The 24,936-nt window shown below is 63.1% G+C and carries 27 protein-coding genes; 10 read left to right on the plus strand and 17 right to left on the minus strand.

The window, feature by feature from the left end; all coding sequences use genetic code 11:
• The first annotated feature begins 286 nt into the window (after window positions 1-286).
• Together uraD and uraH are read left to right on the plus strand one after the other, a co-directional pair.
• Window positions 287-814 carry a 2-oxo-4-hydroxy-4-carboxy-5-ureidoimidazoline decarboxylase gene (gene uraD / locus LFT43_RS18085; protein ID WP_395799172.1) on the plus strand — a complete coding sequence of 176 codons (528 nt, stop codon included), beginning with the start codon at window positions 287-289 and terminating at the stop codon, window positions 812-814.
• Complete coding sequence (gene uraH, locus LFT43_RS18090) at window positions 811-1,152, plus strand: hydroxyisourate hydrolase (protein WP_265979873.1); 342 nt, start codon at window positions 811-813, stop codon at window positions 1,150-1,152. The genes uraD and uraH overlap by 4 nt, the downstream gene beginning before the upstream one ends.
• Before the next feature lie 66 nt (window positions 1,153-1,218).
• On the opposite strand, the gene LFT43_RS18095 is transcribed toward uraH, so the two are convergent.
• The 6 genes from LFT43_RS18095 to LFT43_RS18120 are packed head-to-tail and all read right to left on the minus strand — an operon-like array spanning window position 1,219 to window position 7,955.
• Entirely contained in the window at window positions 1,219-2,001 is a 783-nt protein-coding gene (locus LFT43_RS18095; protein ID WP_265979871.1) for a 3-oxoacyl-ACP reductase, read from the minus strand.
• 41 nt (window positions 2,002-2,042) lie between these two features.
• Window positions 2,043-3,407 (minus strand): aldehyde dehydrogenase family protein, encoded by a 1,365-nt coding sequence (locus tag LFT43_RS18100; protein ID WP_395799174.1) that lies wholly within the window; start codon window positions 3,405-3,407, stop codon window positions 2,043-2,045.
• Window positions 3,404-4,204: a gamma-glutamyl-gamma-aminobutyrate hydrolase family protein gene (locus LFT43_RS18105; protein ID WP_395799176.1), complete on the minus strand. Its 801-nt coding sequence runs from the start codon at window positions 4,202-4,204 to the stop codon at window positions 3,404-3,406. Before LFT43_RS18105 ends, LFT43_RS18100 begins: the two co-directional genes overlap by 4 nt.
• A 4-nt stretch (window positions 4,205-4,208) precedes the next feature.
• Complete coding sequence (locus tag LFT43_RS18110; protein WP_395803155.1) at window positions 4,209-5,588, minus strand: glutamine synthetase family protein; 1,380 nt, start codon at window positions 5,586-5,588, stop codon at window positions 4,209-4,211.
• A gap of 29 nt (window positions 5,589-5,617) precedes the next feature.
• Window positions 5,618-6,352, minus strand: coding sequence for a FadR/GntR family transcriptional regulator (locus LFT43_RS18115; RefSeq protein WP_395799178.1), 735 nt, complete (start codon window positions 6,350-6,352; stop codon window positions 5,618-5,620).
• A 58-nt stretch (window positions 6,353-6,410) separates the two neighbouring features.
• Entirely contained in the window at window positions 6,411-7,955 is a 1,545-nt protein-coding gene (locus tag LFT43_RS18120) for an amino acid permease (RefSeq protein WP_395799180.1), read from the minus strand.
• Between the two features lie 134 nt (window positions 7,956-8,089).
• On the opposite strand from LFT43_RS18120, the gene LFT43_RS18125 reads away from it, so the two are divergent.
• The 3 genes from LFT43_RS18125 to purM all read left to right on the plus strand — a co-directional run bounded on the left by LFT43_RS18125 (window position 8,090) and on the right by purM (window position 11,300).
• On the plus strand, window positions 8,090-8,461 hold the full coding sequence (locus LFT43_RS18125) for a hypothetical protein (RefSeq protein WP_395799182.1): 372 nt from the start codon (window positions 8,090-8,092) through the stop codon (window positions 8,459-8,461).
• A 62-nt stretch (window positions 8,462-8,523) separates the two neighbouring features.
• Window positions 8,524-10,143 (plus strand): amidophosphoribosyltransferase, encoded by a 1,620-nt coding sequence (gene purF, locus LFT43_RS18130; protein ID WP_395799184.1) that lies wholly within the window; start codon window positions 8,524-8,526, stop codon window positions 10,141-10,143.
• Window positions 10,140-11,300 carry a phosphoribosylformylglycinamidine cyclo-ligase gene (gene purM, locus LFT43_RS18135; protein ID WP_395799186.1) on the plus strand — a complete coding sequence of 387 codons (1,161 nt, stop codon included), beginning with the start codon at window positions 10,140-10,142 and terminating at the stop codon, window positions 11,298-11,300. The genes purF and purM overlap by 4 nt, the downstream gene beginning before the upstream one ends.
• A gap of 71 nt (window positions 11,301-11,371) precedes the next feature.
• Here the strand turns inward: purM and LFT43_RS18140 are convergent, their stop codons facing one another.
• The 4 genes from LFT43_RS18140 to LFT43_RS18155 form a co-directional block, all read right to left on the minus strand.
• A complete protein-coding gene (locus LFT43_RS18140) occupies window positions 11,372-12,157 on the minus strand; it encodes a VOC family protein (RefSeq protein ID WP_395799188.1) in 786 nt (261 codons plus the stop codon).
• Window positions 12,158-12,278: 121 nt separating this feature from the next.
• Complete coding sequence (locus LFT43_RS18145) at window positions 12,279-13,259, minus strand: TIGR03086 family metal-binding protein (RefSeq protein ID WP_395799190.1); 981 nt, start codon at window positions 13,257-13,259, stop codon at window positions 12,279-12,281.
• Window positions 13,256-13,585, minus strand: a complete 330-nt coding sequence (locus tag LFT43_RS18150; RefSeq protein WP_395799192.1) for an ArsR/SmtB family transcription factor — start codon at window positions 13,583-13,585, stop codon at window positions 13,256-13,258. The genes LFT43_RS18145 and LFT43_RS18150 overlap by 4 nt, the downstream gene beginning before the upstream one ends.
• Window positions 13,586-13,826: 241 nt before the next feature.
• Window positions 13,827-14,060, minus strand: coding sequence for a DUF3073 domain-containing protein (locus tag LFT43_RS18155; RefSeq protein WP_028265518.1), 234 nt, complete (start codon window positions 14,058-14,060; stop codon window positions 13,827-13,829).
• Window positions 14,061-14,302: 242 nt separating this feature from the next.
• Between LFT43_RS18155 and LFT43_RS18160 the strand changes: the two genes are divergently transcribed.
• Window positions 14,303-14,998 carry a septum formation family protein gene (locus tag LFT43_RS18160; RefSeq protein ID WP_395799195.1) on the plus strand — a complete coding sequence of 232 codons (696 nt, stop codon included), beginning with the start codon at window positions 14,303-14,305 and terminating at the stop codon, window positions 14,996-14,998.
• A 5-nt stretch (window positions 14,999-15,003) separates the two neighbouring features.
• Here LFT43_RS18160 and clpB read toward each other — a convergent pair whose 3' ends face one another.
• Complete coding sequence (gene clpB / locus LFT43_RS18165; protein WP_395799197.1) at window positions 15,004-17,673, minus strand: ATP-dependent chaperone ClpB; 2,670 nt, start codon at window positions 17,671-17,673, stop codon at window positions 15,004-15,006.
• Between the two features lie 224 nt (window positions 17,674-17,897).
• On the opposite strand from clpB, the gene LFT43_RS18170 reads away from it, so the two are divergent.
• From LFT43_RS18170 to LFT43_RS18185, 4 genes are all read left to right on the plus strand, one after another.
• Window positions 17,898-18,236: a hypothetical protein gene (locus LFT43_RS18170; protein ID WP_395799199.1), complete on the plus strand. Its 339-nt coding sequence runs from the start codon at window positions 17,898-17,900 to the stop codon at window positions 18,234-18,236.
• A 95-nt stretch (window positions 18,237-18,331) separates the two neighbouring features.
• Window positions 18,332-18,799: an SRPBCC family protein gene (locus tag LFT43_RS18175; protein ID WP_395799201.1), complete on the plus strand. Its 468-nt coding sequence runs from the start codon at window positions 18,332-18,334 to the stop codon at window positions 18,797-18,799.
• A gap of 18 nt (window positions 18,800-18,817) precedes the next feature.
• The gene (locus tag LFT43_RS18180) at window positions 18,818-19,687 is read left to right on the plus strand and encodes a DUF4031 domain-containing protein (protein ID WP_395799203.1); all 870 of its coding nucleotides are present in this window, start codon (window positions 18,818-18,820) and stop codon (window positions 19,685-19,687) included.
• On the plus strand, window positions 19,684-20,463 hold the full coding sequence (locus LFT43_RS18185) for a 2-phosphosulfolactate phosphatase (RefSeq protein ID WP_395799205.1): 780 nt from the start codon (window positions 19,684-19,686) through the stop codon (window positions 20,461-20,463). The genes LFT43_RS18180 and LFT43_RS18185 overlap by 4 nt, the downstream gene beginning before the upstream one ends.
• 38 nt (window positions 20,464-20,501) lie before the next feature.
• Here LFT43_RS18185 and LFT43_RS18190 read toward each other — a convergent pair whose 3' ends face one another.
• The 6 genes from LFT43_RS18190 to LFT43_RS18215 all read right to left on the minus strand — a co-directional run bounded on the left by LFT43_RS18190 (window position 20,502) and on the right by LFT43_RS18215 (window position 24,885).
• Window positions 20,502-20,753 (minus strand): DUF1801 domain-containing protein, encoded by a 252-nt coding sequence (locus tag LFT43_RS18190; protein WP_395799207.1) that lies wholly within the window; start codon window positions 20,751-20,753, stop codon window positions 20,502-20,504.
• A 159-nt stretch (window positions 20,754-20,912) separates the two neighbouring features.
• Window positions 20,913-22,649 carry a ubiquinone-dependent pyruvate dehydrogenase gene (gene poxB, locus LFT43_RS18195; protein ID WP_395799209.1) on the minus strand — a complete coding sequence of 579 codons (1,737 nt, stop codon included), beginning with the start codon at window positions 22,647-22,649 and terminating at the stop codon, window positions 20,913-20,915.
• An 81-nt stretch (window positions 22,650-22,730) separates the two neighbouring features.
• On the minus strand, window positions 22,731-23,132 hold the full coding sequence (locus LFT43_RS18200) for a YccF domain-containing protein (protein ID WP_268020242.1): 402 nt from the start codon (window positions 23,130-23,132) through the stop codon (window positions 22,731-22,733).
• A gap of 337 nt (window positions 23,133-23,469) precedes the next feature.
• On the minus strand, window positions 23,470-23,937 hold the full coding sequence (locus tag LFT43_RS18205; RefSeq protein WP_395799212.1) for a hypothetical protein: 468 nt from the start codon (window positions 23,935-23,937) through the stop codon (window positions 23,470-23,472).
• Window positions 23,938-24,076: 139 nt separating this feature from the next.
• Window positions 24,077-24,538: an SRPBCC domain-containing protein gene (locus tag LFT43_RS18210; RefSeq protein ID WP_395799214.1), complete on the minus strand. Its 462-nt coding sequence runs from the start codon at window positions 24,536-24,538 to the stop codon at window positions 24,077-24,079.
• Entirely contained in the window at window positions 24,538-24,885 is a 348-nt protein-coding gene (locus LFT43_RS18215) for an ArsR/SmtB family transcription factor (protein WP_395799216.1), read from the minus strand. Before LFT43_RS18215 ends, LFT43_RS18210 begins: the two co-directional genes overlap by 1 nt.
• Window positions 24,886-24,936: the final 51 nt, after the last annotated feature.

Below are 24,936 nucleotides of genomic sequence, written 5' to 3' on the forward strand. Positions count from 1 at the left end.
CGGCAAAGGTGAGCGAGCGTTTCGGGAAACGCCGGCAAAGGTGAGCGAGCGTTTCGGGAAACGCCGGCAAAGGTGAGCGAGCGTCGGAGGGCGGGAGGGGCGTACCTGCGGTATTCTCTTGACACCACGGCGGTCTTTGGATTCACTATTACGTATGCTGAAATAACAGTTCCATGATGTGGAAGGCCTGAGGCGCGGAGGCGCGCAGGCCCATCCGGCGGGAATCGCCGGAGTTCCGCATAGCCAACACCATGGATGCCAGCACTCGCACGAGGAACGAACAAGCATGCAGCTTGAAGTATTCAACAGCGTGGACCGTGCGGACGCCATCGACGTCCTCCGCCCATGCCTCGACATCCAGCGCTGGGTGGAGCACATCGCCGATGCGCGCCCTTTCAGCAGCCTGGACTCCCTGCTCCAATTCGCCCGGGAAACTGCCGAGCCGTTCACGTCGGACGAAGTGGCCGCCGCCATGGCCCACCACCCTCGGATCGGGGAACGGCCCAAGGCCCACACCACCGAGGCCGCGATGTCCCGCTCCGAGCAGGCCGGCGTCGACCCCAGCGACGACGGCGTCGTCACCGCTTTGGCCGAAGGCAACCGTGAGTACGAGGCCAAGTTCGGCCGCGTCTTCCTGATCCGCGCTGCGGGCCGGACTGCCGGGGAAATCCTGGCGTCACTCCAGGAACGATTGACCCACGCCGGGGAAGAAGAGGACGTCATCGTGGCCGGCCAGTTGCGCGAAATCGCATTGCTGCGGATTGCCGGCGTGATCAATGAGTCCAGCTCGATCAGCGAAGGAGCGACCAAATGAGCGTTTCCCAGATAACCACCCACATCCTGGACACAGGCTCCGGCCGCCCGGCGGCGGGCGTCGCCGTCGTTCTCTCAGTGCGCGACGGCGACAACTGGCGGCACGTAGCAAGCGGCACCACCGATGCAGACGGCCGGATCAAGGATCTGGGTCCGGAAAGGGTCGACGGCGGCAGCTACCGGTTGAACTTTGCGACCGGTCCGTACTACAAGGCACAAGGCGTAGACACCTTTTTCCCGGAAGTGGACTTGAGCTTCACGGTGTCCGACGCCGGCGAGCACTACCACGTGCCGTTGCTGCTCAGCCCCTTCGCGTTCTCCACTTACCGAGGAAGCTAGTTCTTCCCGTCGATTGCCCCGCCGGCCGGGAACCGGCGGAGCAATCGATGGACGTGGATCGCGGCACTAGTCGATGGGGGTGACGTAGGCTCCGGAGATGCCGCCGTCAACCATGAAGGTCGATGCGGTAATGAACGAGGCGTCATCACTCGCCAGGAAAGCGACCGCGGCTGCCAGTTCCTCGGGCTCGGCGAAACGTCCCAGGGGCACGTGGACCAAGCGGCGGGCGGCTCGCTCCGGATCGGAGGCGAAGAGTTCCTTCAACAAAGGGGTGTTGACCGGCCCCGGGCATAGTGCGTTGATTCGCACACCCTTACGCGCGAATTCGACGCCCAGCTCACGGGTCATGGCCAGCACGCCACCCTTGGAAGCGCTGTATGAAATCTGCGAAGTGGCCGCACCCATCACGGCCACAAAAGACGCGGTGTTGATGATCGAGCCTTTGCCCTGCTCCAACATGTACGGCAGCGCGTATTTGCAGCAGTAGTAGACGCTGGTCAGGTTGACCTCCTGGACCCGGCGCCAGGCGTCGATTCCGGTGTCAAGGATCGAAGCATCGTCCGGCGGCGAAATGCCCGCATTGTTGAAGGCGATATCCACGCTGCCGTAGTGGCTCTTGGCGGCGGCGAAGAGGTCGATGACTTCCTGCTCGTCCGTGACATTGACCTTCACGAAGATGCCATCGACGGCAGCCGCGGCGGCCTCCCCGGCTGCCGGATCGATATCGGCGATAACCACATTGGCACCCTCCGAGGCGAAACGCTTTGCCGTGGCCAAGCCGATCCCGCTGCCACCGCCGGTGATGACAGCGGTGCGGTCCTTGAGTCGGTTTGAAATGAATTCGGTCATAGTGATCTCTCCTTGAATGATGGGGCTTCCAAAGTTGGGGCTCAGTGTGCGATGAAGACGTTCTTTACTTCGCTGAAGGAATCGAGCGCGTCGGGACCCAGTTCGCGGCCCAGGCCCGACTGTTTGAAGCCGCCGAACGGTGTCGAATACCGGACTGAAGAGTGGGAGTTCACCGAGAGGTTGCCGGCGTCAACCCCACGGGCCACGCGCAAAGCCCGGCCGATGTCTTGGGTCCAAATGGACCCGGAGAGGCCATACTCGGTGTCATTGGCAATCCTCACGGCGTCCGCCTCGTCGCTGAAGGGAACGACGACGACGACGGGTCCGAAGATCTCCTCACGCACCGCCGGATCGTCAAGGGAGTCGGGAGCCAGAACGGTGGGCGGAAACCAGAAACCGGGCCCCTCGGGTACCTCGCCCTGGAAGGCTATGGGTGCCCCCGAAGGCACGAAACCCGCGACGGTTTCCCGCTGCCGGGCGGAAATCAATGGGCCCATGACGGTGCTTTCATCAGCCGGGTCGCCAACTTTGACAGCCCGAACGGCGGGTTCCAAGAGTTCAAGAAAGGCATCGTAGGCAGATTTTTCCACGAGGATCCGGGACCTGGCGCAGCAGTCCTGGCCGGCGTTGTCGAAGGCGCCTCCGGGAGCTGCGGCTGCTGCGGTCGGAAGGTCGGCGTCGGCGAATACGATGTTCGCGCTCTTGCCACCCAATTCGAGCGTCACTCGCTTCACTTGGTCGGCACAACCGGCCATGATCTGCTTGCCAACTCCGGTGGATCCGGTAAACACGATCTTTCGCACCGCCGGGTGGGTCACGAAGCGCGCGCCCACCACGGACCCCTTTCCCGGGATGATGGTCAGCACGCCGTCGGGCAGTCCGGCCTCGAGCGCCAGCTCACCCAGCCTGATTGCCGTCAGCGGCGTAAGTTCTGCTGGTTTGAGTACCACCGTGTTGCCAGCCGCGAGTGCCGGCGCGAAGCCCCACGCCGCGATCGGCATGGGAAAGTTCCAGGGGACAATAATGCCCACGACGCCCAGCGGCTCGTGGAACGTCACGTCCAAGCCTCCGGCAACGGGAATCTGCCGCCCGAAATGCCGCTCAGGGGCCGCTGAGTAGTAGCTGATGACGTCGCGCGCATTGCCCGCTTCCCAGCGGGCGTTGCCAATCGTATGTCCCGCGTTGCGGACTTCGAGTTGCGCGAGGTTTTCCAGATCGGCGTCGACGGCGGCCGCGAACCGGCGCAAGAGCAGTGCCCGGTCCGACGGCGACACTTTCCGCCAGGACTCAAAGGCGGCCGCGGCGCGGGCAATCAGAGCGTCGGTCTCCGCGAGCGATGTGAGCTCAACGGTTTGAAGGAATTCTTCGGTGGCCGGATTGATGATGTCAAAAGTTGCGGCACTCACGCCCGGCTCTTTTCTGTTGGTTTGAACTGCATCGATGAGTCGAGGCGGTCAGCGTAGGGTTCGCCGTCCCGGTAGCGTCTGGCGGATTCGATGAATCCTTCGAAGAGGCGGAGATCAGAGGGGTTTTGTTCCGGGTGGAACTGAACGCCAAGCGCCCAGCTTCCCTGAGTGGACTCGACAGCCTCAATCGTGCCGTCTGTTGCATACGCCGTGACGCAAAGTCCGTCTGCCACCCGGTCCAGAATTTGGTGGTGGTAGACGGGCGCCGATGCCCGCTCGCTGAGTAGCTCCGCGATGATGCTCCCCGGCCGAGTACCGAACTCAACCTCGCCATGGACCCCTGGCGCGGGTTGGTAGTTCGCCTCGGGCAGAACGTCAGGCACATGCTGGATGAGGTTTCCGCCCAAGGCAACGTTCAGGATTTGCGCACCGCGGCAGATCGCGAAAAGGGGAATGCCCTTCTCCAAAGCGGCCAGCGTCAGCGCGATGTCGTGTTCGTCCCGCTCAGGCTGACTGCGAGTGCTTGGGTGGGGCTCGGCGTCGTAGTTTCCGGGATCGACGTCGGCCCCTCCCACCACAATGAGGCCATCCACCAGGTCAAGCACGGAAGTATCGGTGCCGATGGGGGGCAGCAGGAGAGGTGTGCCGCCGGCCGCTACGACAGCCTCCAAATATGTACCTGGCAGAACTGCGGCTGTTGCGTCCCAAACCCCCCATTTCGCGTTTTGAAGGTAGGTGGTGAGGGCGATGCGAGGCGGCCGGGTTGAATCAGGTGCAGGCGTCTGGGTCTGAGTCATTGCCCTACAACCTTTCGAAGCCGCGGCGGAGCTCCCAGTCCGTGATGGCGGACTCAAAAGCTGCCAGTTCGACGTCGGCATAGTTCACGTAGTGCCGCACCACTTCCTCACCGAAGACTTCCTTGGCGATCACCGAGTTGGCGAATAGTTCCCGGGCCTCCCGCAGCGTCGTCGGCACGGTGGGAGCGCCCGAAGTGTAAGCACTGCCAATTGTTGCCGGTTCGAGTTCGAGCTCATTTTCGATTCCGTATAACCCGCCGGCGAGCATGGCAGACAGTGCCAAATACGGGTTGACGTCGCCACCCGGCAACCGGTTTTCCAGCCGCGCGCTTTGACCATGCCCCACCAGGCGCACCGAGCACGTGCGGTTGTCGAGGCCCCAGGCTACTGCCGTCGGAGCGAACGATCCTTTGACGAACCTCTTGTAGGAGTTGATGTTCGGGGCATAAAAAAGCGTGAATTCCCGCATCGTCGCAAGGACTCCAGCGATGAAGTGATCGTAGGTTTTGGTTCGGGCTCCGGTGGCTTTGTCCCAGAAGACCAGCTCGTCATCCAGTTCACGAAGGGACAGGTGGATGTGGCAGGAATTGCCCTCGCGCTCGTTGGGCTTGGCCATGAAAGTAATGGATTGGCCCATGTCGTGGGCGATGTCCTTGGCAGCGGTCTTGTAGACGGAATGGTTGTCCGCTGTGGTCACGACCTCGTCGAACTTGAACGCGATCTCGTGTTGGCCGAAGTTGCATTCGCCTTTGGCGGATTCCACTGTCATGCCAGCTGCGTACATCTCGTTCCGGATCCGGCGAAGCAGTGGTTCCACCCGTCCCGATCCCAGGAGCGAGTAGTCCACGTTGTATTGATTGGCGGGAGTGAGGTGCTTGTAATCCAGGTCCCATGCTTGCTCGTAGGAGTCGTTGTAGACCACAAACTCGAGCTCGGTTCCGGCAAGCGCCTTCCAGCCGTGCTCCGCCGCTTTGGCCGCCTGGCGCTTGAGCATGGCGCGCGGTGAAACGGAGACCGGGGTGCCGTCGGTCATGGACAAGTCACATTGGATCAGCGCGCTTCCCTCGCGGTAGGGAAGGATGCGGATGGTGTCCAAATCCATGTCGAAGACCATGTCGCCATAGCCTTTGTCCCACGAAGAAATGTCATAGCCATCCACAGTGTTCATTTCGGTGTCAACGGCGAGGAGGTAGTTACAGCCTTCGGTGCCGTGCTCCAGGACGGAATCCAGAAAGAATTGCGCATGGAGGAGCTTGCCCTGCAACCTGCCTTGCATGTCGGTGAAGCCGAGAATCACGGTGTCTATGACGCCGTCGCCAATCTGCGCCTTGAGTTGCTCAACGGTGAGCATACGGTCATTGCGAGGGTGGACGGTGGCACGCATAGTGTTCGAAATGTCGTTCATGGTGCTGCTCATTTCAGTAGTCCCTTGAGTAGTGCGGCAGTGGACTCGCAATGCAATTCCATGACGCTTCGGGCCGCTGCAGGCTCGCCGTCGAGGATGGCCTGCACTATCAATCGATGTTCTTGGTTTGAATGTTCGATGTTCCGTTGCAGAAAAGGGATTTCCGCCAGGAACTCGTGGATCCTTGTCTGGATGGTGGTGTTGGCCTTGTTGAGTTCGGACGACCCCGCAACGGCGGAAAAAGCCAAGTGAAGGCGCGCGTCGGCTTGCCTGTATTCCACCGGCGAACCCGCGTTTTCAACCTCGGCCAGCGAGTCAGCCAGAAGCCGGCGCTGATCGTCGCTCAGCCGGAGCGAGGCAGCCCGCTGGCAGGCTCCGGGTTCAATCACCGAACGGAAGATGAGGATGTCGCTGATCTCCTCCTGCCGGTCCTTGTTGTCGAGACGCTCCGGCGGACGGGCGTTGCCGACCGGTTCGACGATGGTTCCGCCACCCCTTCCGCGGACGGTCGTGACGAAGCCGGCGGCGCGCAATGCGCTGATCGCTTCCCGCAACGTCGCCCGGGAGACCTGCATGCGCTCGGCCAAGTCTCGCTCCGGCGGCAGCCGCTCGCCGGTTTTGAAGATGCCCAGCTGAATGGCGGACCCCAAGTGCTCCACACACGATTCGAAGGCCATGTGTCCGCGCACGGGAAGCAAGACCGTCTCCAGCAGGGGGGATTCAATCGGTTCGGCGAACAACATGGTGGCCTTCCTTGTTGGGAGGCCACCGGCGGAGAACCGCCGGCGGCCCGCGAGTGTGCTAGTTGAGCAGCTTATCGGCGTCGATCGTCAGGTGTTCCTGCTCGGCGCTCGTCATGAACGTCCTGCGCCCCGTGGTGTACCAAAGCACGGTGGCAAGGAGGAACACCACCGCGACGGCGATTGGCGCGTAGTTGAAGGTGTCGATGGTGATCTCTGCGACCGGCGGAAGAACGAAGAGAACCACGATGATGGCGACCCACACGATCGCTACCCAGTTGATGATGGGACTCCATTTGCCCAGGTGCCACGGCCCAGGGGTGAAATTCTTGTTGAGCCTGCGGAGCAACACCGGGGTGATGTACGCAATGTAGAGGCCAATGACGGCGACGCTCGTCACGGCAAAATAGGCGGTCGTATTGAACAGGGCAGGAGAAGCGAGCACAATGGCGCAGCCAACGCAGAGCCAGATCGAATTTGTGGGGGTGCCGCTCCGGGCGTTGACCTTGGCCCAGATGCGGGACCCCGGCAGGGCGTTGTCGCGGGAGAAAGCGTAGGTCATGCGCGAGTTGGCTGTCACTGACGCCATACCGCAGAAGAACTGTGCGCCCACCACGATGGCGAGGAGGAACTTTGCTACGCCGGGGTTGCCCAGCGCATCGAGGAAAATCTGCGCCGGCGGCAGGCCTGTTGACGTTGCGGCAAGGGCGGTAAGGCCGTCCTCGGACCCGTCGGGGATCGCGGCGACCAGCGAGTAGAGCAGTATCCAGCCGCCGATGATGGAGACCACGACGCTCATGACAATTCCCTTGGGGGCTGCGATGGCGGCGTTTTTGGTCTCCTCGGCAACGTGGGCGGAAGCATCGTAGCCGGTGTAGGTGTACTGCGACATGAGCAGGCCCATGAGGAAGACATACGGCCCGAAGGTGAAGCCGGTTTCGTTATGCCACGCCGTCATTGTCCAGTCGAAGGACTGGTGGCTTGTGGGCATGATCCACAGGGCCGCCACGATAATTGCCACACCAACAATGTGCCACCAAGCAGAGACATTGGACAGGAAACTGACAATCTTCACGCCGAAGCTGTTGAGCAGGGCGTGGATGATCATAAGGATGACGAACAGCACGAACGTTCCACCCGCGGTGGGCTCGACGCCGAAGGTGAGGGCCGCGAAAGCCATCATTGTTGTGGCGCAGCCGAAGTCGATTGCGGCCGTGACGGCCACCTCGCCGAGGAAATTGAACCAGCCGACGTACCAGGCCCAAGCCCGCTTGTTCCGCTTGGCGAGCCTGCCAGCCCAGAAATAGAGGCCGCCGGCCGTGGGGTATCGCGAACAGACCTCGGCCATGGAAAGTGCCACGCACAGGACCAAGACGCCAACCAGGGGCCAACCCAGGTTGATGGCGGCCGGGCCACCGGATTTGAGCGCAATGCTGAAGGAGGTGATGCAGCCAGCGAGAATCGAAATGATGGAAAACGAGACTGCGAAGTTGGAGAAGCCGGACATGCCGCGATGTAGCTCTTGCTTGTAGCCAAGCTCGGCGAGGGCCGCAGCATCTGCGTCTTGCACAGCCTGCACCTTCGCTGCCGTAGAACGATCACTCATGATTATTCTCTTTCTAAACGGAGGGGGAACGGGCCGACACCGCTCGCATCGATAGTGACCCACTTCACACCAATATGTCAATGGTCTGACTTCATACCACAAACCACACTCCTCGAAACGGTAGGCTGGAAGGCATGATTTCTGAGGACTCGAACACCGCCAGCGGCACGCCACAGAACGGTGGCGCGCGGAATGGCACCGCACACGACGGCGGGCCCGAACGCCGCGGGATCACGGTCCGCCGCGCTCCCAAGTTCGTTCCATTCCTGGCGCTTGGCGGGGTTGTCGGGATCATCGCCGCCGCGTTCGTGGCATACGGACTCCCGGGCGACCCCAGCTTCGACCGCAGCGCAGTCTTCGGGTTCTTCCTTGTGGCCTTCGCCGCCGGTGGCGTACTGCTGGGTTCCATCGCCGCGCTAATCCTGGATAAGGTCAGCGTGCGGCGTTCCCAGCGCGCCGTCGTCGAGTCGATGCCGGACTCTAACGAGGACGACGCCGAAGCATAGGATCCCGGTCACAAAGACGCGTGAGGGAAAATACCACGCCAACATCATGCGACAATTGACCAGTGGCACGTGGCGACGGAAAACTTTCTCATGATCTTCTCCCCGACGAAAAAGGACCTCAGGACGCTTGTGGCGTCTTCGGGGTCTGGGCGCCGGGCGAAGAAGTAGCAAAACTCACCTATTACGGGCTGTATGCGCTGCAGCACCGCGGACAAGAATCGGCTGGTATTGCTACCAGTGACGGCAAGCGCATCAATGTCTACAAGGACATGGGCCTCGTGTCCCAGGTCTTCGATGAGACAACGCTGAACACCCTCACCGGGCACCTCGCCGTCGGCCACTGCCGCTACTCCACCACCGGAGCGAGCCACTGGGCAAACGCACAGCCCACCCTCGGCGCAACTGCCACCGGAACGGTGGCCCTCGCCCACAACGGCAACCTGACTAACACTGCCGAACTCAGGGAAATGATCCTCGAGCTCAACGGCGGCCAGTTGACCGGCGAAATGAAGCAGGGCAACACCTCGGACACCGCTTTGGTCACCGCCCTCCTCGAAGGCGAAGATGGCAAGACCCTCGAACAGACCGCCCTTGACCTGTTGCCCAAGATCCGCGGCGGTTTCTGTTTCGTCTTCATGGACGAAGGCACCCTCTACGCAGCCCGCGACACCTATGGCATCCGTCCCTTGTGCTTGGGGCGCCTCGAACGGGGTTGGGTTGTCGCCTCCGAGCAGTCTGCCCTGGCTACGGTCGGCGCGAGCTTCATTCGCGAGATCGAGCCCGGCGAGTTCATCGCCATTGACGAGAACGGCGTCCGTTCCCAGCGCTTCGCGGACGCGACGCCGGCCGGTTGCGTTTTCGAATACGTCTACCTAGCGCGCCCCGACGCTTCGATTGCCGGACGCTCCGTGTACGAGTCCCGCGTTGAAATGGGCCGCCAGCTGGCCCGCGAAAACACCCAGGTAGCGGACATCGTCATCCCGGTCCCGGAATCCGGCACCCCCGCCGCAGTCGGCTACGCCGAGGAATCCGGCATCCCGTTCGCCCATGGCTTCGTCAAGAATTCCTATGTGGGCCGTACGTTCATCCAGCCCTCGCAGACCCTGCGCCAGCTCGGCATCCGGCTCAAGCTCAACGCCCTCGAATCCGTGATCCGCGGCAAGCGCGTGGTGGTCGTGGATGACTCGATCGTCCGCGGCAACACCCAGCGCGCCATCGTCCGGATGCTCCGCGAGGCCGGCGCCGCAGCCGTCCACATCAAGATCTCCTCCCCACCGGTCCAGTGGCCCTGCTTCTACGGGATCGATTTCGCCTCCCGCGCTGAACTGATCGCCAACGGTGCCACCATCGAGGAAATTTCCCACGCCATTGGCGCGGATTCCCTCGCCTACATTTCCGAAGACGGCATGATCGGCGCCACCCAGCAACCCCGCGAACGCCTGTGCACCGCCTGCTTCACAGGCCAGTACCCCATCGAGCTTCCGGGCTCGGACAAACTGGGCAAGAACCTGCTGGAGCGCACCGACCTCGGCGGGCTGCCGACGTCGGGCATCTCCAGCGGAGCCGACAACGCAGACTTGGACGACCCGGCGAACAAGCCCGGCGCCACGGGCTGCGATCCCGGACCCGACGCCGAGTTTGAGAACCTGCTGACCGACGCCGATAAGAAAGAGTCTGTATGACCTCCGCATCCTCCGCCGCTGAGAACACAACCGGCATCACCTACGCGTCCGCGGGCGTCGACGTCGAAGCGGGAGACCGCGCCGTCGAACTCATGAAGGACGCCGTCAAGGCGACGCATAACAGCTCCGTGCTCGGCGGCGTCGGCGGTTTCGCAGGCCTGTACGACGTCTCCAAACTGCTCACGTACAAGAGGCCCCTGCTGGCCACGTCCACTGACGGCGTCGGCACCAAGGTAGCCATCGCCCAGGCCATGGACATCCACGACACTATCGGCTTCGACCTGGTCGGCATGGTAGTGGACGACATCGTGGTGGTGGGTGCCGAGCCGCTCTTCATGACCGACTACATCGCCTGCGGCAAGGTTGTCCCCGAGCGCATCGCGGACATCGTTCGCGGCATTGCCGCTGCGTGTTCCGTTGCCGGCACCGCGCTGGTGGGCGGCGAAACCGCCGAGCACCCGGGCCTGCTGGGTGAGCACGAGTACGACGTCGCCGGTGCAGCTACCGGTGTTGTCGAGGCCGACGCCCTACTCGGCCCAGACCGCGTCCGCGCCGGCGACGTCGTGATCGGCATGGCGTCATCCGGCCTGCACTCCAACGGCTACTCCTTGGTCCGCCGAGTCATCAACCACGCTGGTTGGGCTCTGGACCGCCAGGTCTCCGAACTCGGCCGGACCTTGGGTGAAGAGCTCCTGGAACCGACCCGCGTCTACGCAGCCGACTGCCTGGACCTCGCCCGCGCCTTCCCGGTTTCCGGCCTCGTCACCGCGGCCGGCGCGGTCCACGGCTTCAGCCACGTCACCGGCGGCGGCTTGGCAGCCAACCTGGCCCGTGTCCTGCCGCAGGGCCTCGTGGCCACGGTTGACCGCGCCACGTGGGAACTGCCGGCCATCTTCAAACTGGTGTCCGAGCTCGGCAATGTGCCCCTGGCCGATCTAGAGCGCACTCTCAACCTGGGCGTCGGCATGGTGGCCATCGTGTCGCCGGAGATCGCCGACGCCGCTGTTGCCCGCCTCAACGAGCGGGGCCTGCCGTCGTGGGTCATGGGTACTGTTGCCCCGGATTCCGCATCCGTGGACAAGAGCGGCCCGGACTACGTCCAGGGTGCCAAGGGCGTCGACGGCGGCGCGGTGCGCCTGGTCAACGCTTACGCTTAAGGGTTCTTAACGCAACGAGTGCCCAACCACCGGCCGTTCTGGCCGGTGGTTGGGCACTCGCTGTTTAAGACCTAGTTGCTTTCGCCAGCCATCACGCTGAAGGCCGCTCCGGCAGGATCACCGAGAACTGCCATGCGGCCGATGCCGGGAACGTCGAAGGCAGGTGCGAAGACCTGGGCCCCGAGCTCCACAGCCTTCGCCACGGATTCATTGACGTCGTCCACATTGAAGTACGTCATCCAGAACGGCGGCATATCCTCCATGGGCTGCTTCATAGCTCCGGCCACGGACTTTCCATCTACTACGAGCTGCGTGTACTCCTGCAGATCTCCGGCCGCGGCCGTCTCGCTGGAGCATCCCGTAACGGCCTCATAGAACGCCACGGCCTTGGCGACGTCGTTCGTCTGCAGTTCGCTCCAGACCACAGTGCCAGGCTCGTTGACCAACCCGGCGCCGTGATGGTTTCCGGCTTCCCAGAAACCAACCTGCGCGCCAGTGGGATCGGCGGCGAAGAACATGCGGCCGCTTCCGTTGGGGACACTGTCCGGCGGGAACAGGATATTGCCACCGGCCGCTGACGCGCGTTCAGCTGCCTCGTCAACCGAATCGACGGCAAGGTAGTTGGCCCAGTAGGACGGGACACCGGCCGCTGCCATGTCCGGCATTTGCTGCATCATGCCCGCGACGTAGCGGTCCTGCAGCTTGGCCATGTAGTAGGTGCCGCCGTTGCCGGCATCCATTGCGTCCATTTCCCAGCCGAACAGATCACCGTAGAAGGCTTTGGAAGCCTCAATGTCCGACGACGACAGGTCCACCCAACACGGAGTTCCCTGCTTGTAGCTATCAACCTGCGGCATTGCTATCCCTTCGTTGAAGATGCTGGCATGCGCCAGCGGATACCACGTTCAAACTAGTACGGGGGTCTGACACTGACAACAGCCCTCGGCTGGGGACCCACCTTGAAGCCCCTCGCAACCCCTATGCGTGAACTGCGCGGCCCGTGAACGCCACCAAGCGGTCCAGGCTGGATGCCGTCTCTGCGACTTCCTGGGCCGGGGCGAAGCTGCCGCTTGCGCGGACCTGCTCGCTGATGGTGTTCTGGGCGAGGACCTCCACGTAGTCGGTGAGCTCATCTGCCACCGACACCTCAAGGCCCAGCGCCTTGGCGAAGTCCCAAGCGTGGACCAGGAACTCGAGGTTGAGAATGGAGGCGACCATCGGGGCCGGCAGTTCGGCGAAGCCCATGTCGATGGTGCCCTCGAGCCCGCGGCGATAGAAGGCTTCCAGCGTGGGCTGCGCGAGATCTGCGATGCGCACCTCGGGCGACTTTTCGGCGTCGTCGGCCACTTCGGCACCCAGGGCCTTGGCGATGCCGCCAATCGATCCGGCAAGGTGGTCAAGCAACTGCGACACGTTGAAATCGGCACACGGGGTCGGGGTCTGCGCGTCGGCTTCGGTGACGTGCGCCAACACGCGCTGAACGACGGCAAGCGTGGCGTCCGCAGAGGTGAGCTCGTTGAGATCGGCAGGGGCAGCTGCCCATTCGTCGGCACCGGCGTCGCCCGTGGATGCCGCGGCAAGGAGACGGTCGAGGTAGTGGTTCCAGCCCTCAGAGTGGGCTGCGACAGCTTCCGGCGTCGGAAGGCCTTCATGCACCAAGCGCACCGTGGTCCCGCCGTCGGCCGGCTCAAGGGTGATGGCTACGGTGGAGACGTTGTCCGCCGGCGCTTCAGGCTGCTCCCAGGCCCAGGTGAAGGAAACGCGCTTGCCCGGTTCGATTTCGGTGAAAGTTCCGGCTGCGTGGTGGCCCGGAGTGACGGTCCAGCGGTACGCCCCGCCTACCTGCAGGTCGACGCGGGCGGCAACGGTCTGCCAGCGACGGAGGCGGGCAGGCTGCGTGATGAGTTCGAACGCCTGGTCGACGTTGAGGGGAAGAAGAACGGTCTTGTCGTAAATCATGATGATTCCTCTGTTGTTTGAAGGCGGTCGGTGGTGAAGTTTTGTGCGTCAGCTAGGAGCATGTCCAGCTCCGTGGTCCAGAACTGCTCAAAAAGCGTCCGGAGCTCTCTCATGCCGGTGTTGTCCAAGCGATAGAAGCGGTTGCGTCCCTCTTTGCGGGCCGCAACGAGGCCTACCTGCTCCAGCAGCAACAAGTGCTGCGAAACGGCGGACCTGCTCACCGTGAATTCGCCAGCCAGCTCCGTCACGGTGCGCTCACCCGCCGCAAGCATTTGCAGCAGGCGCCGCCTGTTCGGCTCCGCGGCGACTTCCAGTGGGTCGAGCATGATTAATACGTTAGCCGTCACTAACGCATTCTGTCAACGGCTTTCGAGAGCGCACTACCGATGTTCACAGCACCGCGGACAGGCTTCGTCGAGAAGGAAACGAAAAAGGCCCGTGGGGCCCGCCAATCATGGCGTGCCCCACGGGCTCAATCGTTTGCGTAGCATCCGGGGATGCCAAATGACCTCGTGTACGACGGCGGTACGCAACTCGATGCCGAAAGGCACCTGATGGTCGCGACAGCTATCCGATACGGCGGGTGTCTACCTCGTCGTCATCGTCTTCCAAGTCCTGCGCATATTTGTCCTCGTAAGCCGAGTAGTCCGGCTCCGGCGGATCATCCGCGAATCGGCTCGTCGCGCGACTTGATGGACCCGTCAGCTCACGCTGAAGGGCCGAATAGTCAGTGTTCGGGGAGTAGTACTTGATGTCCCGAGCCTGCTTGGTAGCTTTTGCCTTTTGACGGCCGCGCCCCATGGCGTGACCCCCTTTTGTACTTGGACCGGAGGTGGTCACCTTGGCGATCGGTGAGGCCCCGGAATGTTTGGTCAATTTGTCGTATGTCTAGATTACATGCTTTCTGGAGCGACTGCTTGCCACGACGTTCATGAAAGCAGCGTCACAGTCCCGCCCGGCAGCCTCAACATTCATCGGCATGAAAAACTTGGGTAGAGTCGCCCTAATATCGGGCCACACGCAGGAGAGGCGCAAAACCAGACATGGGCCAGGACAACACCTTCCCGGGCAACAACGGTACAAGGGATGATGAGTCGCCGGTAGACCCGGGTTCAGGGGCGGAGGAACCGTGGACTTCGGGCTTTGATCCGGAGAATGCCGAGCCTACCCAGTATGAGCCGGAGTTCACCGGTCCGGCCGAAAAGGAGTCCCCGGCGCGGACCTCCCTGGATGCCATGACGAGGCAACGGCTCATCCTTGGCGGCATCGTGCTGGGCGTGTTGGTCCTCATCGGCGTCGTGATCTGGGTCCTCGTTGGAGCCTTGGCCAACCGTCCGGTGTCCGATGCCACCCCCGAACCCGCCACGTCCACCAGCCGCGGGCCCCTTCCGGCGGACGTAGAGGCCAAGGACTACCAGTTGGGCGATTGCTTCGCAGACTTCGACTCCAACGCAAGCAAGGCGAGGGTCGTGGAATGCAACACCGACCACTCCGCCCAGCTCGGCGCCATTTTCCGCTACAAGGCCGAGGACTCTTTTCCCGGCACCACGGCACTGCGGGACAAAGGCCGCGAAATCTGCCGGACCATGATGCTCAACGAAGCATCCAGCAAGTACGTGCTGCTCCAACAAAACGTCTACCCGAGCTCCACCAGCTGGGACAAAGGCGACCGCCGCGTGGACTGCTTCATTGTGGTGGACTCGGGCAACACACTCAAGGAATCCGTACTTCAGAAGTAGCCCGGCTAATCCTTCCGCCTAACCGTCAGGCCGCTACCTGCCGGAGCTCCGCCGTCGGGACCTGACAAAGCCTCGAGTCCTTCGATGGTGAGTTCGTCGACGTCGGCCGCTGTGTCCACCAGCACGGTGTCGCCATCCACGATCTCCCCGGCCAGGATCTCCTTGGCAAGGCGGTCGCCGATCTCGCGTTGAACCAGCCTGCGCAACGGACGCGCGCCGTAGGCGGGATCGTAACCGGACATCGCGAGCCAGGCGCGGGCACCGTCCGTGACCTCGAGGGTCAGGCGACGGTCGTGCAGCCGCTTGGTCAGCTCATCCACGTGCAACTCGACGATCCTGGCGAGTTCGTCCACGCTGAGGGCATCAAACAGGACGATCTCATCGAGCCTGTTGAGGAATTCCGGCTTGAAGGACGCGTTGACCACGGCCATTACCGCATTTCGCTTCGACACGGCGTCCAAGGTTGGATCCACCAGGAACTGGCTACCGTGGTTTGAGGTCAGCACCAGGATGGTGTTCCGGAAGTCCACAGTGCGGCCTTGTCCGTCGGTGAGGCGGCCGTCGTCGAGCACTTGCAAGAGAATGTCGAACACTTCCGGATGGGCCTTCTCCACCTCGTCGAGGAGGATCACCGAGTACGGGCGACGCCGGACGGCTTCGGTAAGCTGACCGCCTTCCTCGTAGCCCACGTATCCGGGAGGAGCGCCGACCAGGCGGGCCACGGAGTGCTTCTCCCCGTATTCGGACATGTCGATCCGCACCATGGCGCGTTCGTCGTCGAAGAGGAAGTCGGCCAGTGCTTTGGCGAGTTCGGTCTTCCCGACACCGGTGGGGCCGAGGAACAAGAACGAACCCGTGGGGCGGTTGGGGTCGCTGATGCCCGCGCGGGCGCGGCGGACGGCGTCGGAAACGGCGGCCACGGCCTTGGATTGGCCGATCAGCCGCTTGCCGATCTCCTCCTCCATGTGCAGCAGCTTCTGTGATTCGCCTTGCAGCATGCGGCCTGCGGGGATGCCGGTCCAGGCGGAAATGACTTCGGCAATATCGTCCGCCGTGACTTCGTCGGCGACCATCAACGCAGGCTTTGCTTCGCCCCTTGCCTCCCTGGCGGACTCCTCCTCGGCTGCCGCACTGAGCTCGCGCTCCAGAGCGGGCAGCTCGCCGTAGAGAATGCGCGAGGCGGCCTCAAGGTCGCCTTCGCGCTGGTACTTCTCAGCGGCGGATCGCAATTCGTCGATTTTCGCTTTGAGGTCACCAACCCGGTTGAGCCCGGCCTTCTCAGATTCCCAGCGGGCGTTCAATGCCGCCAGGGTCTCCTTCTTGTCCGCCTTGTCAGCGCGGAGGGCTGCGAGGCGTTCCACCGAGGCGGCGTCAGTCTCGCGGGCGAGGGCCAACTCCTCCATGGTGAGACGGTCCACGGCCCGGCGAAGCTGGTCGATTTCCTCGGGAGCGGAATCGATCTCCATGCGCAAGCGTGACGCGGCCTCGTCCACGAGGTCGATCGCCTTGTCCGGCAACTGACGGCCCGAGATGTACCGGTTCGAGAGCGTAGCGGCGGCTACCAGGGCAGAGTCTGCGATAGCCACCTTATGGTGGGCCTCATAGCGTTCCTTGAGGCCCCGGAGGATCCCGATAGTGTCCTCCACACTCGGCTCACCGACGTAGACCTGCTGGAAGCGGCGTTCCAGGGCCGGATCCTTCTCGACGTTCTCGCGGTACTCGTCCAGCGTGGTGGCACCGATGAGCCGCAGCTCGCCACGGGCCAGCATGGGCTTGAGCATGTTGCCGGCGTCCATGGCGCTTTCACCCGTGGCACCGGCGCCCACAACGGTGTGGATTTCGTCGATGAACGTGACGATCTGACCGTTGGAGTTCTTAATCTCTTCCAGCACGGCCTTGAGGCGTTCCTCGAACTCGCCGCGGTACTTGGCCCCGGCCACCATCGAAGCAAGGTCCAGCGCGATCAGGGCCTTACCCCGCAGGCTCTCCGGGACATCTCCGGCCACCATGCGCTGGGCGAGGCCTTCAACCACGGCCGTCTTACCCACACCGGGTTCACCGATTAGCACGGGATTGTTCTTAGTGCGGCGGCTGAGGACCTGGACCACCCGCCGGATTTCGCTGTCCCGCCCGATCACGGGGTCCAGCTTGCCGGAGCGAGCTACGGCAGTGAGGTCGGTGCCGTATTTCTCCAGCGCTTGGAAGGTGTTTTCGGGGTCCGCGGAGGTGACCTTCCGGTCGCCGCGGACACCCGGTAGGGCGGCGAGGAGCGCTTCATGGGAGGCACCGGCGTCGCGAAGTAGTTTCCCGACGGCGTCGCTTCCGGCGGAGAGTCCCAAAAGGAGGTGCTCGGTGGACACGAAGGAATCACCGAGTTTCTCGGCCTCGTGCTGGGCGGCCTGGATGGCTTGCATGGAGGGGCGGGAGAGCTGCGCTTGTTGCACGGAACTGCCCGACGACGACGGCAGGGCCTTGATCGCCGAACTCGCCTGCACGCTCACCGCGTCCGGGTCCGCTCCTGTTGCGCGCAAAAGCGCGACGGCGACGCCCTCGCGCTGGTCCATGAGCGCCTTGAGCAGGTGGGCCGGCTCCAATTGCGGATTTCCGGCGGTAGAGGCGTTCATGGCCGCTGCTGAAAGAGCCTCCTGGCTCTTGGTGGTGAATTTGACGTCCATGGAAGAGCTCCTTTCGGGAAGATGACTGGTTCTCAAAGTTGAGTCTACTATGCTCAACTTTGGCAAACCGGCTCTCCCGCTCCATGTTTGCCGACGGCGAAACTACTGTCCATAGTCCACCCCACTTATGTGGAAAAGCCCCTCGCCGTTTGCGACTCCTGGCCCTAGGATCGGTTCTGACTGGGCGGATCACCGGCACGGCAAGCTGAGAAAAAGGACGCGCAATGAAGAAGTTCGTTGTTCTCTACAATGCACCGCAATCGGCCGAATCGGCCATGGCTGAGAGCACTCCCGAGGCGGCAGCGGAAGGCATGAAGCTGTGGACGGACTGGGCCGCGCGGGCCGGTGACGGGATTATTGAGCTCGGATCACCCCTCGGCGCGGGCAAGATCGTCGGAAATTCCGGAGTGTCCGAGGCTGAGACCGGCGTAAGCGGCTACAGCGTCCTGCAAGCGGAGGACATGGACGGCGCCCTCAAACTCCTCGAAGGCCACCCGCATTTCCTCATGGCCCCGGAAGCCTCCATCCACATCTACGAGCAACTCGACATCCCGGGCATGTAACGCTCGCGACAACGTGGGTCCGGGCCACGCGCCGCGTTCGGAGCGCAGCGCTCGGCCCGGACCCGTATCACTACAAACCGCCGTACGATATGCACATGGCACCCTTCACAGTCACCCGCAATGCACTCATCCCCGCGGCTCCCACGGACATCTTCCCGCTCGTCAACAACTTCCACGAATGGACCAAATGGTCTCCATGGGAGGCGGTTGACCCCAAGCTGAGCCGCAGCTACTCGGGCAACGAATCCGGCGTCGGAGCAAAGTATGCCTGGAGCGGCAACAACAAGGCCGGCACCGGAAATATGGAAATCGTCGGCTCCGAGGAGCCCGGCAAGATCGGCATTCGCCTGGAATTCACCAAGCCGATGAAGGCCGTCAACCCCACAGAGTTCACCTTCGTGCCGGAAGGCGGCGGCACCCGTGTTACGTGGACAATGACGGGCGAGAACAAGGGCCTCGGCAAGATCTTTGCGCTGTTCATGAACATGGACAAGATGGTGGGCGGCGACTTCGAAAAGGGCTTGGCCTCGCTGTCTGCGGCAGCCACCCAGAAGAACTCGTAGTCCGTCCGGGCGCAGGCCATGGCTGTCTACGTTGATCCGCCGCTGTGGCCCGCGCACGGGACAGTGTTTTCCCACCTCGTCTCGGACACATCGCTCGACGAACTGCATGCTTTTGCCAACGCCACGGGAATCCCCGAGCGGGCCTTCGACGGCGACCACTACGACGTCCCGGAACGCCGCTACCAGGATCTCCTGTCCGCCGGAGCCATCCCCGTGGAGGCCCGCATTCTAGTGCGCAAACTGATCGCGAGCGGCTTGCGGATCCCCGCGCGGGACCGGAGCAAAGCGCTCACTGTGCCCCTGCTGGAGCGCTGGAATTCAACGCTTCCGGGACATGAGGAGCTAGGGTTCGAACTCCTGGAGCGCTGGGGTGAAGAGCACCGGAAGTATCACAGCCGTACGCACTTGCTGGCCGTCCTCGAAGCCCTGGACGTCCTCACGAACCCCGCGCTTCCCGCGCGCTCGGTCACCCTTGCCGCTTGGTTCCACGACGCCGTCTATGAAGGAATCGCCGGACAGGACGAGGAAGAATCGGCCAAATTGGCCGAGGACCGCCTCGCCATTGCGGGCCTTCCGGAGTCCGTGATCGATGAGGTCGCCCGGCTCGTCAGGCTGACCTCCACGCACAGCCCCGCGCCGGACGATCATGCCGGCGCCCTCCTGTGCGACGCCGATCTCTCCATCCTCGGCGCGGAGCCCGCCGCTTACGCCCGTTACCTGACGGCGGTCCGTGAGGACTACGCCCACGTCAGCGATCCCGACTTCGCAGCCGGCCGGGCCGCGGTGGTCCGCCAATTGCTCGCCCTGGATCCGCTCTTCCACAGCGAGCGCGCCAAAAGCCTTTGGTTGGATGCCGCCCGACGAAACCTCGAGGCCGAACTGTCATGACCATGGCGGCGATGGCGCACCGGCAGCTTCCGTTCGCGGTGAGGTTTGAGTGGGGGCTCGACGGCGCCCGCGCCATAGCGTCCGGCGCCGACCTTGCCGTTGTGGTTGACGTCCTATCCTTCACCACGTGCGTGAGCGTCGCCGTCGATCGCGGTGCCACGGTGTTCCCTTACCCGTGGATGGATGCGGGCGCGGAGGACTTCGCAGCCCACCATGGTGCCCTATTGGCGGGTCCGCGGGGTGGCGGCGGACTGAGCCTCTCGCCGTCGAGCCTTCGCGACGCGCCGGCCTTGGGTCGCGTGGTCCTGCCTTCGCCCAACGGTTCCGCGCTTGCCCATGAACTCGCCCAGGAAGTGCCGCTCATCGCAGCAGTGTCACTGCGTAACGCAGCCGCCACCGCGGATTGGGTGGTGTCCGAGCTGCCCCCTGGCGCGGTAGTCGCGGTGATCGCGGCCGGTGAGCGATGGCCCGGCGGTTCCCTCCGGCCCGTTGTGGAGGATCAGATCGGTGCCGGGGCCTTCGTTGCCGGGCTTGCGGCAGCGGGCCGGGGCGGTTTCACCGCGGAAGACGGCAGGGAAGGATTCTCGCCGGAAGCTGAGGCCGCGATGGCAGTATTCAACGCTGCCGAACCCCGACTTCACCACGCCCTGCAAGGCTGTTCAAGCGGCCGGGAGCTGATCGGCGCAGGGTACGCCGACGACGTCGAGATCGCCGCCGAACTTGACGCTGGATTCGCTGTGGCCCTGTTGAGGGATGGTGCGTTCGGGCGACCCTGAGTGCCCACCGAGCCCGCGCGCCGGTCAGCCGCGCGTGGTTAGCCCTTGTCCTTGATCCATCCCAGGATCACGGCTTCAAGCGCCGGCTTCTTTGCCTCGAAATCGACGCTGTCCACGAAGCGCGCAACGCGGGAGACTTCGCCGTCACCCTCGAGCAGGCCCAGTTCATCGGCGATCGACGCGCCCTGGTGGAACATCAGGGTGACATTCTTCTTTGACCGCGGAAAGAACGAGGCAATGTTTCCCTTGTAGATGAAGGTGGGCGCCTGCCATTTGATGGCTTCGGACAATCGGGGGTCTGCTGGAGCCCAAGGCGACACCCCGTATCACGGAGGTGTGACCTCCTACCTACAGCGCAACCTACGACGGCGGCGCGCGGGCCGTGGAGCGCAGCTTCAGTTTCGATCTTCCCGCCGGAACCGTGACCGCTAGCGCGGTGGCGGTTCCCCTTAGAATATCTGGCGGATGTTCGTCTTCGCGAGGTCGATCAGCTGGTCGCCGCGGCCGGAGAGGACAGTTCGGATCGCGTAGAGCGTGAAGCCCTTGACTTGTTCGGCGCTGATTGCCGGCGGAATGGACAGTTCCTGCCGGGCCGTGCGGACGTCGATGAGGGCCGGGCCGTCGTGCGCGAAGGCTTCAGCCAAACCTGCCTGCAGCCCCGAGGAGTTGTCCACCCGGATACCGCGGATGCCCAGAGCTTCTGCCAGTTTGGCGAAATCCGGGTTCTCCAGGTCCGTGCCGAAATTGACGAAGCCGGCGGCCTTCATTTCGAGCTCCACGAAGTTCAGCGAGGAGTTGTTGAAGACCACCACTTTGACGGGGAGCTTGTTCTGCACCAAGGTGATCAGTTCGCCGAGCAGCATGGTCAGCCCACCGTCGCCGGCCAGGGCCACCACTTGGCGCCCGGGGTACGCGGCCGCCGCTCCGATGCCGTGCGACAGGGCGTTGGCCATGGTTCCGTGGTTGAACGAGCCGAGAAGCCGGCGTCGGCCGTTCATGGTCAGATAGCGGGCGGCCCACACCGTCGGGGACCCGACGTCGCACGTGAAAACCGCATCCGGGGCCGCCAGTTCATCCACGAGCCTGCCCACGAACTGTGGATGGATAGGCTGGCCGTCCTTCGCCGGAGAAGCGAGGTCATCGAGCTTGGCGCGCGACTTCGCATAGTGCTTGAGGGAAGCTTGGAGGTGTGTTCGTTTCGCCTTGCGCTCGATCAAGGGCAGCAGGGCGGCCGCAGTGTCCTTGACTGTGCCCACGAGTCCAAGATCAATCCGGGCGCGCCTGCCGAGCTGCTCGCCCCTGATGTCCACCTGGATGATCTTCGCGTTCTCCGGGTAGAACTGCTGGTACGGAAAATCGGTGCCCAGCATGAGCAAGGCCTCACAGCTCTCCATCGCCCGATAGCCGGAACTGAACCCCAAAAGGCCGGTCATGCCGACGTCGAACGGGTTGTCGTATTCGATGTGTTCCTTGCCCCGCATCGCGTGGACGATCGGCGCCCCCAACGCGTCCGCCAACGCCATGACCTCCGCGTGCGCACCCGCGCTGCCGGCACCCGCGAGGATAGTGACTTTGCCGGCCGCGTTGAGCATGTCCGCCGCCTCGGCGAGCTCTCGGCTATTGGGCCGGATCTCCGGACGGGCGGCCCGGATCACAGCCGTCCGGTCGCTTTGCGCCTCCGCGAGGGCAACATCACCGGGGATCACGACGACGGCGACGCCCCGCTTCTCGACCGCGGTCCGCATGGCGATTTCCAAGACCCTGGGCATCTGGCTGGGATGCGCGACGTGCTCGACGTAAACGCTGCATTCCCGGAACAGCTCCTGGGGATGCGTCTCCTGGAAGTACTGGCTGCCGATCTCTTCGCTGGGAATGTGCGCGGCGATGGCCAACACGGGGACCCTGGACTTGTTGGCATCGTAGAGCCCATTGATCAGATGGAGATTGCCGGGGCCGCAGGAACCGGCGCACACAGCCAGCTCTTCTGTGAGACCCGCCTCGGCCGCGGCTGCCAGCGCGGCGGCTTCCTCGTGCCGGACATGGACCCACCGGATGCTGTCTTCCTCCCTCAGCGCGTCCGTGAATCCATTCAGCGAATCTCCGGGTATCCCATAGACGCGCTGGACATTGTTGGCTTTGAGGGTGGCGACGATGTTCTTGGCAACGGTGTTCCTGGCGGCGGACATGGACTGTTCCTTTCGAGGGGAGGCAGTGCAGACACGGCCTACGCTACTCCGGAACAGTTCGTGGTGCCTTATGCGGGGAGGCTAGCGGTAGGTGCTGACGAACGGGCGGTTGCTGGGCACGATCTGCTTGCCCAGCGGCATGAGCGATACCGGAATGAGCTTCAGGTTGGCGATGGCCAGCGGGATCCCGATGATGGTGATGGCCATGGCGAAAGCCGTGACCACGTGGCCGATCGCGATCCAAATGCCCGCAACCAGCAGCCAGATGACGTTGCCGATGAGCGGGAAGACTCCCCCGCCACCGGGCTTGTCCACGACCATGCGACCAAACGGCCACAACGTGTACGAGGCAATCCGAAACGACGCGATGCCCCACGGGATGGTGACGATCAACAAGCAGCACACAATTCCGGCCATGAAATATCCCAAGGCCAGAACGAAGCCGCCGAAGACGAGCCAGATGATGTTAAGCAGCGTTTTCATATCTTCCATTGTCCCTTGCGGGACGCGGCCAGGGCCTAGGGGTTCGCCCTGAAATCCCCCTGATCTTCCGATCCCCGCTCACATATACGGCATTTTTGCCCAACGCTCACTCACTTATGTGCCCAAACGGCGGCACCCTCCTGCAGATGATGAACTGAAGGAGGGTGCTCTATTTTGGGCCTAAAGGTGCGCGAGGGTTGCGCCGCCCCAAGGCTCACTCACTTATTTGCTTGTCTTGTCCGACGCGCGCTCACATAAGTGGCCCTTTTGCCGGACCCTCACTCACTCGTGGGCGCTAAAACCCGGCCCGCGCCCGCGTGTGGCTGCGGGCCAAGGGCTACTTGCAGTTGGCGCTCAACCAGGTTGTAACGGGAGCCATCGCTTTTTCGAACTTGCCGCTTGAGTACACGGTTTGGTCCTTCAAACCTGCGATCGCGGTGTCCTTCAGGTTGGTGAAATCAGCTTTGAGCGCATCTGGGACGCGCTGGGCCGTAGCGGCAAGCTCGGCTTTGTATTGCTCCAGTTCAGCGGTCTTTCCCTGCGCCGCGGACATAGGCAGCAACGAAGCTCCCGTGGCCTGCTGCGAAATAGTGGAGCACATCTCGGCCGCCGAAGCGAAGCCTCCAAAGGGGCCCGACGATCGAGTTGGACTTGCGGATGCGGAATCGCCCACAGAAGAGGGCGACGCCGTGCCCGCCGAGGCGGTGCCTGCCTGCGACGAGCAGCCAGACAATGCCAAAGCGGCAAAAAAGGCGACTGTCAGGTAGCGGATAGGGCCGTTAAGAGGTTTGACAAGGATTTTCAAAGGTCGCATTCTGCTTGATCGTATGTCTCCGGAACCGTTCGGTCTCCGGAGTCAATGGCATTCTGTCCCCGCCGTGGAGTGTAGCCCGAACGGTCCCCCACCTTCCAAGTTGACTTCTGGCGGTCTTTGACCCGCTTCCCTAATCCCGCACCAGCAGGGTGTCCAGCTTGGTGAACGACGTACCCCACCCCTCGCGGGTCATTTCAACCCATTCGTCGGAGTCAAAGGGGCCTTGGGTGAGATGAAGCCGTGTGCGGTCGCCCTCCAGCACCTCGAACTCAAGGCGCATTTCGAGCAAAAGCGTGATCCCGGCGTCGGGCTCTGCTTTTTGCGTTGCGACAAGCAGGGCGGGCGGATCATAAGCGGTGATGACGGCGTCAATAGGCGATTCCTTGGGGGCGCCGTCCTCATCCCAGGTCATGACGAGCTGCCAGACGCCGCCCACCCTGGGTTCCACGACAATCCGGTCGCGCGGCGAATCAATACCCACAGGCCCAAACCATGCGGCGAGCTGATCGGGGTCCAAGAAGGCCTCGAAGACGAGCTCCCGGGGGGCATCGAATTCGCGGATCATGGTGAGGACGTGCTGTTCGGTATTCATTACTTGGCTCCTGGATCCTTTGAATCGTGCTGAATCTTGCGTAGGTGGGCATCGAGGCGGGCAAAGCTGGCATCCCAGAAACGCCTGTATCTGTCCATCCATTCGGTCGCTTCGCGCAGCGGTTCCGCTTCCAACCTGGAAGACCTCCATTGCGCATTCCGGCTCCGGCTGATCAGCCCTGCGGTTTCCAGGACTTTGAGGTGCCGCGAGACGGCGGGCAGGCTGATGTCGAACGGTTCGGCGAGCTCGTTCACGGTGGCTTCACCCTCCGAAAGCCGGGCCAGAATTGCCCTACGGGTGGGGTCGGCGAGGGCCGAGAAGATGAGACTGAGCCGATCTGTGGACACTTTTGGCGCCTCTGCATTTAACCATTCAGCTAATTAACTGATATGTTAAAT

This window comes from Arthrobacter sp. FW306-04-A (assembly GCF_044358315.1).
GTDB lineage: Bacteria > Actinomycetota > Actinomycetes > Actinomycetales > Micrococcaceae > Arthrobacter.